The sequence below is a fragment of the Phenylobacterium sp. genome (genome assembly GCF_016793285.1).
Classification (GTDB): Bacteria; Pseudomonadota; Alphaproteobacteria; order Caulobacterales; family Caulobacteraceae; genus Phenylobacterium.
In genome coordinates, this window is record NZ_JAEUMO010000007.1 from 1 (window position 1) to 11,478 (window position 11,478).

General features: G+C 72.1%; 13 protein-coding genes. 11 read left to right on the forward strand and 2 right to left on the reverse strand.

What is annotated here, in order from left to right:
- The 6 genes from rlmJ to JNL41_RS00570 form a co-directional block, all read left to right on the forward strand.
- Positions 1 to 836: 23S rRNA (adenine(2030)-N(6))-methyltransferase RlmJ (rlmJ, locus tag JNL41_RS00545; RefSeq protein WP_365697672.1), on the forward strand; the 836-nt coding region annotated here is incomplete at its 5' end.
- Positions 837 to 906: 70 nt separating this feature from the next.
- On the forward strand, positions 907 to 1,413 hold the full coding sequence (locus JNL41_RS00550) for a hypothetical protein (protein WP_293472160.1): 507 nt from the start codon (positions 907 to 909) through the stop codon (positions 1,411 to 1,413).
- A gap of 40 nt (positions 1,414 to 1,453) precedes the next feature.
- The gene (locus tag JNL41_RS00555) at positions 1,454 to 2,014 is read left to right on the forward strand and encodes a sugar transferase (RefSeq protein ID WP_293472183.1); all 561 of its coding nucleotides are present in this window, start codon (positions 1,454 to 1,456) and stop codon (positions 2,012 to 2,014) included.
- 57 nt (positions 2,015 to 2,071) lie between these two features.
- Entirely contained in the window at positions 2,072 to 4,183 is a 2,112-nt protein-coding gene (locus tag JNL41_RS00560) for an AsmA family protein (RefSeq protein WP_293472162.1), read from the forward strand.
- Positions 4,184 to 4,263: 80 nt separating this feature from the next.
- Positions 4,264 to 4,740: a cytochrome c gene (locus tag JNL41_RS00565; RefSeq protein ID WP_293472164.1), complete on the forward strand. Its 477-nt coding sequence runs from the start codon at positions 4,264 to 4,266 to the stop codon at positions 4,738 to 4,740.
- A gap of 2 nt (positions 4,741 to 4,742) precedes the next feature.
- Positions 4,743 to 5,417, forward strand: coding sequence for a cytochrome b/b6 domain-containing protein (locus JNL41_RS00570; RefSeq protein WP_293472165.1), 675 nt, complete (start codon positions 4,743 to 4,745; stop codon positions 5,415 to 5,417).
- A 38-nt stretch (positions 5,418 to 5,455) separates the two neighbouring features.
- Here the strand turns inward: JNL41_RS00570 and JNL41_RS00575 are convergent, their stop codons facing one another.
- Entirely contained in the window at positions 5,456 to 5,788 is a 333-nt protein-coding gene (locus JNL41_RS00575; protein ID WP_293472167.1) for a hypothetical protein, read from the reverse strand.
- Positions 5,789 to 5,965: 177 nt separating this feature from the next.
- Here JNL41_RS00575 and JNL41_RS00580 point away from each other — a divergent pair, with 177 nt between their 5' ends.
- The 4 genes from JNL41_RS00580 (at position 5,966) to JNL41_RS00595 (ending at position 9,091) form a co-directional block, all read left to right on the forward strand.
- Positions 5,966 to 6,718 carry a hypothetical protein gene (locus tag JNL41_RS00580; RefSeq protein ID WP_293472169.1) on the forward strand — a complete coding sequence of 251 codons (753 nt, stop codon included), beginning with the start codon at positions 5,966 to 5,968 and terminating at the stop codon, positions 6,716 to 6,718.
- An 84-nt stretch (positions 6,719 to 6,802) separates the two neighbouring features.
- A complete protein-coding gene (locus JNL41_RS00585; protein WP_293472171.1) occupies positions 6,803 to 7,945 on the forward strand; it encodes an L-lactate dehydrogenase in 1,143 nt (380 codons plus the stop codon).
- Positions 7,946 to 8,054: 109 nt separating this feature from the next.
- The gene (locus JNL41_RS00590; protein ID WP_293472173.1) at positions 8,055 to 8,231 is read left to right on the forward strand and encodes a hypothetical protein; all 177 of its coding nucleotides are present in this window, start codon (positions 8,055 to 8,057) and stop codon (positions 8,229 to 8,231) included.
- 146 nt (positions 8,232 to 8,377) lie between these two features.
- Positions 8,378 to 9,091, forward strand: coding sequence for a phosphatase PAP2 family protein (locus JNL41_RS00595; protein WP_293472175.1), 714 nt, complete (start codon positions 8,378 to 8,380; stop codon positions 9,089 to 9,091).
- On the opposite strand, the gene JNL41_RS00600 is transcribed toward JNL41_RS00595, so the two are convergent.
- Positions 9,088 to 10,368 carry an amidase gene (locus JNL41_RS00600; protein WP_293472177.1) on the reverse strand — a complete coding sequence of 427 codons (1,281 nt, stop codon included), beginning with the start codon at positions 10,366 to 10,368 and terminating at the stop codon, positions 9,088 to 9,090. The genes JNL41_RS00595 and JNL41_RS00600 overlap by 4 nt on opposite strands.
- Before the next feature lie 169 nt (positions 10,369 to 10,537).
- On the opposite strand from JNL41_RS00600, the gene JNL41_RS00605 reads away from it, so the two are divergent.
- Positions 10,538 to 11,478: AMP-binding protein (locus tag JNL41_RS00605; protein WP_293472179.1), on the forward strand; the 941-nt coding region annotated here is incomplete at its 3' end.

The following is an 11,478-nucleotide window of genomic DNA, read 5'->3' on the forward strand; positions in this document are numbered from 1 at the left end:
TCGACTTGAACTACCGCCACGCCTTCCATGCCGGGAACTTCGCCGACCTGGTGAAGCACGCCGCGCTGCTGCGCCTGCTGGCCGAGCTGACGAAGGGCGGCGGGCCCCTGACCGTGATCGACACGCACGCCGGGCGCGGGCTCTACGACCTGGCCGGTGTCGAGGCGCGCAAGTCGGGCGAGGCCGAGGCGGGGATCGCGAAGCTGCAGGCTGCGGCCGATGCGCCGGCCGAGTTCGCGTCGCTGCGCCGGGCCGTGGCCGACCTGAACGGCGGCGGCGCGGCGCGGCGCTATCCGGGCTCGCCCTGGCTGATCGCCGAGGCGCTGCGGCCCGCCGACCGCTACGTCGCCTGCGAACTGCGCCGGGAAGAGCACGACGCGCTGCGCGAGGCGCTGAAGGGAAGGGGCCCGGCGGTGCGGACGCTGAACGCCGACGGCTATGAGGCCGCCGTGCGCGAGTGCCCGCCGTCGGGCCGCGTCCTGGTGCTGATCGACCCGCCGTTCGAGAAGCCGGACGACTACGCGCGGATCGTCGACACGCTGGCGGCGCTGAGGGCCCGGAACCCGGCGGTCCAGACGCTGGTCTGGCTGCCGATCAAGGACCTGGAGACGCTGGACTCCTTCCTGCGCGACCTGGAGGACGAGGTCGCCGCGCCGATGCTGGCGGCCGAATGCCGGGTCAGGCCGCTGAGCGACCCGATGAGGATGAACGGGTGCGCGCTGGTGCTGGTGGACGGGCCGGAACTGGCGGCGCCGCTTGCCGCCATCTGCGGCTGGGTCGCCGAAGCCCTGGGCGCCGGCGGCGGTCATCGGGTCTATGCGCTCCCGACGCGATAATTTCGCAATCGCGAAGGTGAGAGATGGGTTATGTTGCGTTGCACAAACCTGCGCCGCAGAGGACCTTCCCATGGCGACCTTCGATCTTCCCGAGATGCCCCGGGCGCCCGTCAGCCCGAATCTGCTCCTGGGCGTGGCCTCGCCCCTGTGGGGCTACTTCGGCGCGGCCGCGGCGAGCGGCGTCGCCTACTGGTGGATGACCCAGTGGGCCCGGCCCGCCAACCTGGAGGCCCTGTTCGACGCGACGGCCGAGGCGCTCCCCGAAGCGGTGGCGGTGCTGGCGGTCCCGGCCCTGGAGATCGTCGAGGCGGCGGTGGAGGCCGTTGAGGCCGCGACCCCGGACCTGCCGTCCGCGCCCGTCGGCGGCGAAGCGGCGCCGGTGGGGCCCGTCGCCGCCTTCCTCGCGCCGGCCTCCGTCGTCGAGGCCGTCGCGGAACCGGAGCCGATCCTCGAACCGGTGGTCGAGGCCGCGCCGGAACCCGTGGTCGAAGCGGCTCCGGAGCCGGTCGGCGAGGCCGCCGCCGCGCCGAAGCCGCGGGTGCGCAAGGCGGACGCGCCGCCGTCCGCCGAGGCCTGACTTGGCGCACCCCGCCGCTCGGGGCTAACAACGGCGGGTGCTGAAGCGGGGCTTCGACATCTTCGTGGCGGTGGTCGGGCTGGCCCTGGGCTGGCCCGTGCTGCTGGCGCTCGCGGCGATGGTGCGGCTGAGCAGCCCCGGCCCAGCGATCCACTGGTCGAAGCGCGTCGGGCGAGAGAACCGGCTGTTCGCGATGCCGAAGTTCCGCACGATGCGGACCGACACGCCGGACGTCGCCACCCACCTGCTGGAGGAGCCCGGCCGCTGGATCACGCCGCTCGGGCGGTTCCTGCGCAGGTCCAGCCTCGACGAGCTGCCGCAGCTCTGGAGCGTCCTGGTGGGCGACATGAGCCTGGTGGGCCCGCGGCCCGCGCTCTTCAACCAGGACGACCTGGTGGCGCTGCGGACCGCGGCGGGCGTCGAGCGGCTGCGTCCCGGGGTCACCGGCTGGGCGCAGATCAACGGCCGCGACGAACTGCCGATCTCCGAGAAGGTGAAGCTGGATGCCGAGTACCTGGCGCGCCGGTCGTTCGGCTTCGACCTGGCCATCATCGCCGCGACGGCCCGCGCCGCCGTGACCGCGCGCGGGGTAAGTCATTAGCCACGCTTGGGAAACGGACGCGCGCCGGATGCGTTGAGGAGGCTCCGGAGGCCTTGCGTGAGCCAGCAGCCCGTTCAGAATCCCCAGCCCGGCCGCCGCCGGGGCCCCTCGCCGAACGCCCAGCCCGGCCGCCGCCGGCCGCTGCGCGAACGGCTGGCGCATCCGACGGCGCCGCGGCTGACGCCGAAGACGAAGACGCGGCTGGGTTGGGCCGCGGCGGCGCTCGCCGTCATCGCGCTCGCCATCGCGATCCTGGTCGCCATCTGGGACTGGAACTGGTTCCGCGGGCCCCTGGAGCGGGCGGCTTCGGCGCGGCTGCACCGCGAGGTGACCATCGCCGGCGACCTGAACGTCGACCTGTGGTCCTGGCGGCCGAGCGCCACCGTCGACGACATCTCGATCGCAAATCCCGCCTGGGCGGGGACGGGCAAGATGGGCTCGATCGCGCGGCTGACGATCCGGGTGCGGCTCGTGCCGCTGCTGTGGGGCAAGCTCGACACGCGGGTGCTGGCCGTCGACCGGCCCGACTTCCGCCTGCTCGCCGACGCCGAAGGCCGCAGGAACTGGGACTTCTCGGACGGCCGCGTGCAGCCGCCCGCCGACTTCCCGCCGATCCAGCACTTCGTGATCCGCGACGGACGCCTGAGCTACATCGACGCGCGCCGCGACGTCCGCTTCCAGGGCGCGATCAACGCCCGCGAGAACCTGGGCGAAAAGAACCGCGGGTTCGAGCTCCTGGGCCGCGGCACAATCAACGGCGCGGCGTTCCGCGCCGAGGTGACCGGCGGGCCGCTGCTGAACATCGAGCGCAGCAAGCCGTACCCGTTCGACGTCGACCTGCGGGCCGGCGACACCTACATCACCGCCCGCGGGGCGGTGCCGAGGCCGTTCGACATGGGCGCGTTCCATATGGACGCCACGATGCGCGGCCCGGACATGGCGGCGCTGTTCCCCCTCATCGGCGTCGCGCTGCCGAACACGCCGCCCTACAGCCTGCGCGGCCGGCTGGAGCGCGACGGCTTCGTCTGGAAGGTCGGCAACCTTTCCGGCCGGGTGGGCGACTCCGACCTTTCCGGCGACGTCTCGGTCACCACCGGGCGCGAGCGGCCGCTGCTGAAGGCCGACCTGCGCTCGCGCAGCCTCGACTTCGACGATCTGGGCGCGATCTTCGGCGCCGCGCCGAAGGTGGGGCCCGGCGAGACGGCGTCGCCGGAGCAGGTCGCCATCGCCCGCACGATGGTGGCGCGGCAGCGCATCTTCTCGGACGCGCCGCTGGATGTGACGCGGATGCGGGCGATGGACGCCGACGTGAGCTACCGCGCGCTCTCGATCCGCGACACGCCGATCAGGCTGAGCGCCGCCTCCGTGCGGGTGAAGCTCGACAACGGCCTCCTGCGCGCCGAGCCGGTGCGCCTCGACCTGCCGCAGGGACGGATCGAGGGACAGTTGGCGCTGAACGCGCGCGGCGCCGTGCCCGCGACCGAGCTCGACCTGCGCCTGTCGAACGCGCGCCTGGAATGGCTGATCCCGACCGCGTTCCAGGGCGGCCCCGTGGTCGCGGGCGGGCTGGTGGGCCGCGCGCGGCTCTCGGGCTCGGGGAACACGCTGCACAAGACCTTCGGCGGCGCGAACGGGCAGGTGACGGTGGTCGCGCCCGGCGGCGAGATCCGCGAGTCGATCGCCGAGCTGATGGGCGTGAACGTGATCAAGGGCCTGGGCCTCCTGAAGAAGAAGGACACCACCGAACTCCGCTGCGCGGTGGCGAACTTCACGACCACCGACGGCGTGATGACGGCCGAGTCGATCGTGCTCGACACCGGGCCCGTCGTGGTGACCGGCAAGGGCTCGATCAATCTCGACACCGAACGGATGGACTTCAGGGTGCGCGGCCATGACAAGAAGTTCCGCCTCGTGCGCGTCCTGCTGCCGGTGACGATGAAGGGCCCGCTGATGGCGCCGAAGCTGGGCGTGGAGCCGGGCGCCGCCATCGCGCAGGGCGGTGGCGCGGTGGCGCTGGGGTCGTTCCTGTCGCCGCTCGCTGCGATCCTGCCGTTCATCGACCCGGGTCTCGCCAAGGACGCCAACTGCGGCGCGCTGGTCGGCGAGGCGAGGGCGGCTGGCGCGCCGGTCCGGACCGGGGTTTCGAAGCCGTTGACGGCCAAGCGCTGAAGCCTTCAATCTCCATCCGTACACTCGGGGATCAGAGAAGGCCTGCAACGATGACGGCGATGATGAGCAGAGGCGCGGCGATGGCCGTCGCGTTGGGGATCGGAGCCGCGATCGCGGCGGGCGGGGCGTTCGCTCACGACGATCCGATGCCGAAGAACGCCAGCGCCGCGACCAAGGCGGCCTATGCCCGTCACCAGAACTTCGAGAACCTCGGCAAGGCCTTCAAGGGCCTCAACGACGAGCTGCGCAAGGGTTCGCCCGACAAGGCGGTCCTGGCCTCGAACGCGCGCGCGATCAACACGGCGGCGACCGGCCTGCCCACCTGGTTCCCGCGCGGCAGCGGCGTGGCCGCGCGGCCGATGAGCGAGGCGAAGAACGAGATCTGGAGCGATGCGGCCGGCTTCACCGCCAAGGCGGCGGCGTTCCGCACCGAGGCGGCCAAGCTGAACACCATCGCCGCCGGCGGCGACATCGACGCCATCAAGGCCCAGGTGCGGCCGACCTTCATGGCCTGCAAGGGCTGCCACGAGACCTACCGGCAAGAGAAGAAGGGCTAGGCGTGCCCGAGCCCGCGCCGGGCGGCGCCCGGGTGAAGCTCTGGGACGGGCCGGTGCGGCTCGTCCATTGGGCGCTGGTCGGCCTGATCGCCTTCTCCTGGTGGTCGTCCGAGGATCACCTGAACTGGCACCGCTGGAGTGGCTACGCGATCATCGGCCTGGTGATCTTCCGCATCTGGTGGGGCTTCGCCGGCGGCGAGACGGCGCGGTTTGCGAGCTTCGTGAAGGGGCCAAGGGCGGTCGTCGCCTACGTCAGGACCGTCGGCCGCCGCGAGGTGGCGACCACGCCGGGGCACAATCCGCTGGGCGCGCTGAGCGTCGTCGCCATCCTGTTGACGCTGCTGGTCCAGGTGACGACAGGGCTCTTCGCCGTCGACATCGACGCCTTCGAGGCGGGGCCGCTGTCGGACCGCGTGAGCTTCGAGCTGGGCCGCGAGATCGCCGGCTGGCACGAGCTCAGCTTCCGCGTCCTGCAGGGCCTGGTGGTCCTGCATGTCCTGGCGATCGCCTACTACTTCGTCTGGAAGCGCACGAACCTGCTGGGGCCGATGATCACCGGCCGGCGCGCGCTGCCGAGCGACCCCGGACTGGCCGGGGCGCCGTGGTGGCGGCTGATCGTGGGCGTGGCGCTCGCGGCCGCCGCCGCCTGGTTCCTGTCGAAGGGCCTGCGCTTCTAGAGCCAGCGCATCCCGTCGCGATGAACGGGGCCTCTGGACTAGGAGCGTTCGGCGGCGTCGCGCAGGCAGCCCAGCCAGGCGTCCTCGCGCAGCTTCTCGGCGTCGCGCAGCCTGGTCTCGGCGTCGCGCACGCCGGCATCGTGCTTGCGCCACTCGGCCACCGCGCCCTCGCGGGCGGCGCGGGCGGCCTCCAGGGTCGGGACGCGCGCGAGCACGGCGCGGGTCGAGTAGTTCACCGGCGGGCCCACCGTCTCCCGGTCGGGATAAAATCCGGTGATCGAGTCGGCGCTCTCGTGCTCGATGTGGAAGACGTCCGCCCAGCCCGCATGATGGCGCATCAGGGCCCAGGGTCGTTCGATCCGGTCGCTCACGAAGTCTCTCCGTCGAAGTGTCCGATTCCGCGCCGGGCGCGGTGTCATGTCCTTGCCTTTAGCGCGACCGTTCGCCTCGTCCAACGGCGGCGCAGCAAAATTCGGCTTCCCACGCCCTGCGTAATCCTGACAAAGCATCGCCCATTGATTTGATCCTTCCTGCGTACGGGTTCGATTTTGAGCAAGATCCAGATCGGCCGCCAATTCTGCGGCCCGCCGAGGTCCGGCAACGGCGGCTACGTGTGCGGCCTCCTCTCGGGCGAACTCGAGGGGCCGGTGACGGCGGTGCTCCGTGCGCCGGTTCCTCTGGACAGCGACCTCGTGCTGACGCGCCGCGACGGGGCGGCGGTGCTGCTGGGCGCCGAGGACGCGCTGATCGGGCAGGGTGGGCCGGCGACGCAGGCGCTGCCGGACCCGCCGGCGATCCCGAGCCTCGAGGCGGCGCGCGCGGCGAGCGGGCGGCACATCCAGAAGGAACAGCGGTTCCATCCGATCTGCTTCACCTGCGGACCCGAGCGCAGCGAGGGTGACGGCCTGAGGGTGTTTCCGGGCCAGCTCGAAGGCGCCGCGCCCGGCGTCATTGCCTGCACCTGGACGCCGCACGCCAACTTCGCGCGCGCCGACGGCACGGTCGGGCCGGAGGTCGTGTGGGCCGCTCTGGACTGCCCGGGCTACTTCGCCTGGGTCGAGACCGAGGGGCGGCACGGGGCGCTGCTGGGCACGATGACGGGCGAGGTGCTGCATCCGGTGGTGGCCGGCGAGGAATACGTGATCGTCGCCTGGCAGATCAGCCGCGAGGGCCGCAAGGAGGTCTCGGGCGTGGCGCTGCTGGACCACGACGGCCGACCGATGGCCCGCGCGCACCAGGTCTGGATCACCATGGCGCGGCCCTTCGCGGCGTCGCCCGGAGCTGCCGCGGCCAACGCCTGACCCTCTCGCGACTCGCGGGGGCAGGCCGGGCTTGCGCGAAGGCGACGTGCGCTCCACAACCGGCGCAGGTCGGGGAGAGCGGCGATGCGGGCGGCTTCGGTTTCGGACTTTCGGGAACTGGCGCGCCGCAGGCTGCCCAACATCTTCTTCGAGTACATCGACGGCGGCAGCTACGCCGAGGTGACTCTGCGGCGGAACGTCGAGGACATCGAGGCCCTGGCCCTGCGCCAGCGGGTGATGCGCGACATGCGCGAGCTGGACATGAGCGTGCAGACGCTGGGCCAGACGCTGAAGATGCCGGTGGGCCTCGCCCCGGTGGGGATGGCGGGGATGTACGCCAGCCGGGGCGAATGTCAGGCGATGCGGGCGGCGAGCGCGGCCGGCGTGCCGATGTGCCTGTCGACGGTGAGCGTCTGCTCGATCGAGGAGGTGGCGGCGACGGGGACGGCGCCCTGGTTCCAGCTCTACATGCTGAAGGACCGCGGCTACATGAAGTCGTTGCTGGAGCGCGCGAAGGCGGCCGGCTGTCCGGTGCTGGTGTTCACGGTCGACCTGCCGCTGCCGGGCTCGCGCTACCGCGACGTGCGCTCGGGCTTCACGGGCGGCACGGCGCTGCAACAGGCGCTGACCCAGGCGAAGGACGGCATCCTGCACCCGGCGTGGACCTGGGACCTCTTCATGCGCGGCCAGCCGCACACGCTGGGCTCGGTGCAGGACGCGGTGAAGGAGGGGAGCCGTGTCACCGACTTCCTGGCGTGGATCGCGAGGAACTTCGACCGCTCGGTCACCTGGGCCGACATCGACTGGGTGCGCCAGCACTGGGACGGCCCGATCGTCGTCAAGGGCGTGCTCGACGTGGAGGACGCCCGCGCCGCCGTGAAGGCCGGCGCGCAGGGACTGGTGGTCTCGAACCACGGTGGGCGGCAGCTCGACGGCGTGCGCTCGTCGATCTCGGCGCTGGGGCCCATCGCCGAGGCGGTGGGCGGCGACCTCGAAGTGTACATGGATGGCGGCGTGCGCTCGGGGCTGGACGTGCTGAAGGCGCTGGCGCTGGGCGCGAAGGCCTGCTTCGTCGGCCGCGCCTGGGCCTGGGCGCTGGGCGCCGGCGGCCAGCCGGCGGTCGCCAGGATGCTCGACATCATCCGCGCGGAACTGGCCGTGGCCATGGTCCTGACCGGCTGCAACAACGCCCGCGACGCCGGCCGCGAGCTGATCGACCGCGCCTGAATCGCCTCTCGCGCGAGTGAAATCTCATCATCACGCGAATTCTATTGTGCAGTGCGAAACCGACGTGCTTTCGTTGACGTTGACCCGCCGCGGTAATCGGAGACCGGGTATGCGTGACGGAATGTTGCTCGCCTATTCGCTCAGCCATGACGAGGACGTCTGGCGCTGGAGCGTCTACGACGAGGAGGGCGTGACGGTGGCCGACGGCTCGCACGAGACGCAGGACGCCGCGATGGCCGCCGTGCGCTCGGCGCTGGACGGCGCGGGCGACGGGATCGCGGCCTAGGCTATTCGGCGCTCGCGGTTGGTCCGAGGTCGGGAAAGCCCCTGGCTCTACTCTCAAGCAAAAGTCTCGAGTTCGACGGTCCAAGCGAACGGTCGAAGGCCCTGGGCCGATTGCCCGGGGCGGTCCGGGGCCCTAGCCTTGCGCGGATGTCCGCCACCCGCGTTCTGGCCACCCTCTGGAAGTTCATCCGCCGCTTCGAAGCGCGCGTCCTGATCGGCCTGATCCTGGTCGCCGGCGCGCTGTGGACGTTCCTCAACATCGGCGGCGAGATGGCCGAGGGCGAGACCCAGGCCATCGACGCGCGCATCATCGTGGCGCTCCGCACGCCGGGCAACCTGCACGATCCGATCGGCTCGAAGACCGTCGAGGAGGCGGTGCGCGACATCACCGCGCTCGGCGGGACGACGATGGTCGCGGTGGTCACCCTGGTCGCGGTGCTCGCGTTCGCCTTCCACCGGAAGTACCGGCACGCGGCGGTGATGGGCGGCGCCGTGCTGCTGGCCTGGGCGTCCAGCCAGACGACCAAGGCGCTCTATGCCCGCCCGCGGCCCGACCTGGTGCCGCACGAGGTCGCGGTCTATTCCGGCAGCTTCCCGAGCGGGCACTCGACGCTGTCGGCCGCCTGCTACCTGACGATCGCCATGCTGGTGGCGAGCCTGGAAACGCGGCGGCGGACGAAGGCGCTGGTCTACGGGCTGGCGTGCGTGATCCTGACAGGCGTCGGGTTCAGCCGCGTCTACCTGGGCGTCCACTTCCCGAGCGACGTGCTGGCCGGTTGGGTGCTGGGGGCGACCTGGGCCCTGGTGGGCTGGCTCGTCCTGCGCTCGTGGCGCGCGCCGGTGAGGGGCCGCGACGACTAGGCCGCGAAGCCGCTCAGGTCGGGGCTGCGCCCGTTCCAGCCGGACAGGCGCTCGAAGGCCGCGCCGAGGGCGACGACGGAGGCCTCGTCCGCGGGCTGGCCCAGGATCTGAAGGCCGACGGGGAGCCCGCCGCTGGTGAGGCCGCAAGGCACGCTGATGCCCGGCAGGTCCAGGTAGTTGGCGGCGCGGGTGAGGCGGCTGAGCGGCGACGTGGTCTCGTCGATGCTGTCGAGCGGCGGCGCCGGGATCGGGCAGGTGGGCGAGAGGAGGCCGTCGTATCGCGCAAGCCAGGCGTGGAACTCCCGCTGGCTTGCGGCGCGCTGGCGGTGGATGGCGGCCAGGCGCTCGTCGGTGACGTCGCGGCCGGCCTCGAAGCGGCGCACGATCCAGGGATCCATGACGTCGGCGTGCGCCCGGATGCGCTCGCCCCAGATGCGCCAACCTTCGCCGGCCATGAGCAGGCCGTTGGGCGTGAAGGACTCCTCCAGCGCCTGGGGCGGGGCGACCGTCTCGACGGTCAGGCCCGCGTCGCGCAGGCGCTCCAGGCTTTCGAGGTAGAGGCGCTCGACCTCCGGATCGAGTTCGCCGAGGGCGGCCGGTGGGATGGCGGCGAGGCGGCGTCCGGCCACGTCGTCGGCCAGGGCGGCCTCGGCGTCGAAAGGGCCGCGGACGGCGGCGTCGTGGTCTGGACCGGAGATGACCGCCAGCACGCGGGCGGCGGTGGCGACGTCGCGGGCCAGCGCGCCGACGGTGTCGAGGGCCGGGCTGAGCGGGTGGACCCCCTTCAGGCTGACCAGGCCGCGGCCGGGCTTCAGGCCGACGACGCCGCAGATGGCGGCCGGGATGCGCACCGAGCCGCCGGTGTCGCTGCCGAGCGCCGCGTCGCAGAGCCCGGCGGCGACCGCCACGGCGGAGCCTGAGGACGAGCCGCCGGGGGCGCGGTGGGTCCTGGCGTCCCAGGGGTTCCACGGGGCCCCGACCGCCCGGTTCGTGCCCCAGCCGCCGTAGGCCAGCTCGACGGTGTGGGTCTTGCCGACGACGCTCCAGCCGGCCTGGAGCAGGCGCTCGACGACGAGGGCGTGGTGCGCGGGACCCGGATCGAGCGGCACGCGCGCGCCGCCGCCGGTCGGGACGCCCTTGATGTCCATCAGGTCCTTGATCGCGACGGTCGGGCCGTCGTCGTCCTCGCCGATCAACGGCGGGTCGAACACCTGCACGAAGGCCTTGAGGCGCGCGTCGTAGCGGCGGATGCGGTCGAGGGCGTCGGCAGGGGTCATGTTCCCTCCCTTAACGGGGAGGGACAGCTCGCGAAAGCGAGCAGGGTGGGGAAGTGTGGGCCGGCGTGTTGCGTGTGGCGATTGGCTAGCCAGCCGGCGGCGAGGCCTGGACCGGACTGCCCCAGCCTGGCCGCTGGCGCGGCCTCTCCCTCCCCATTAAGGGAGGGAAATGAACCTCTACGACCTGCTCGCCAGCCGGTTCCCGGCCGACCGTTCGAAGCCGTGTTTCCTGCTGAGCGACGGCTCGGCGATCGGCTACGGGGCGCTGGAGGACGGCGCGGCGCAGGTGGCCGGGCGGCTGGCGGCCGAGGGCGTGCGGGCCGGCGACCGTGTGGCGTTGCAGGCCGAGAAGTCGCCTGAGAGCATCATGGTCTATCTGGGCGTGCTGAAGGCCGGCGCGGTCTACCTGCCGCTCAACAGCGCCTACACGCGGGCCGAGGTGGACTACTTCCTGGGCGACGCCGAGCCGAAGGTGTTCATCACCGATCCGCCGGCTTGGGTGGCCGAGGCGGCGGCCTCCGCGCCGATGGCCGAGACGGTGGCCCGCTCGGACGCCGACCTCGCCTCGCTGATCTACACCTCCGGAACGACGGGGCGGTCGAAGGGCGCCATGCTGAGCCACGGGAACCTGGCGACTAACGCGCTGGCGCTGCACGAGGCGTGGGGCTTCACGCGCGACGACGTGCTGCTGCACGCACTGCCGATCTTCCACGTGCATGGGCTGTTCGTGGCGCTGCACTGCGCGCTGCTGTCGGGCTGTCCGATGGTGTGGCTGCCGAAGTTCGCCGACGCCGAGGTGCTGGCGGGGCTCGACCGCGCGACGGTGATGATGGGCGTGCCGACCTTCTACACGCGCCTGCTGGCCAACCCGGGCTTCACCAAGGCCAAGGCCCACAACATCCGCGTCTTCATCTGTGGCTCGGCGCCCCTGCTGCCGTCGACCTTCGCCGAGTTCGAGGAGCGGACGGGCCAGCGCATCCTGGAGCGGTACGGCATGAGCGAGGCGGTGATCATCACGACGAACCCGCTGGACGGCGAGCGCATCGGCGGCTCGGTCGGCTACCCGCTGCCGGGCGTGGAGCTGCGCATCGGTGGCGGTGAGGAGACCGG

What these genes read in the sequence shown, in the direction of transcription:
- JNL41_RS00595 (WP_293472175.1), top strand. Translation starts at nt 8,378, where the DNA reads ATGTCCGCCACCCGCGTTCTGGCCACCCTCTGGAAGTTCATCCGCCGC.
- JNL41_RS00590 (WP_293472173.1), top strand. Translation starts at nt 8,055, where the DNA reads ATGCGTGACGGAATGTTGCTCGCCTATTCGCTCAGCCATGACGAGGAC.
- JNL41_RS00600 (WP_293472177.1), bottom strand. Translation starts at nt 10,368, where the DNA reads ATGACCCCTGCCGACGCCCTCGACCGCATCCGCCGCTACGACGCGCGC.
- JNL41_RS00565 (WP_293472164.1), top strand. Translation starts at nt 4,264, where the DNA reads ATGGCCGTCGCGTTGGGGATCGGAGCCGCGATCGCGGCGGGCGGGGCG.
- JNL41_RS00585 (WP_293472171.1), top strand. Translation starts at nt 6,803, where the DNA reads ATGCGGGCGGCTTCGGTTTCGGACTTTCGGGAACTGGCGCGCCGCAGG.
- JNL41_RS00550 (WP_293472160.1), top strand. Translation starts at nt 907, where the DNA reads ATGGCGACCTTCGATCTTCCCGAGATGCCCCGGGCGCCCGTCAGCCCG.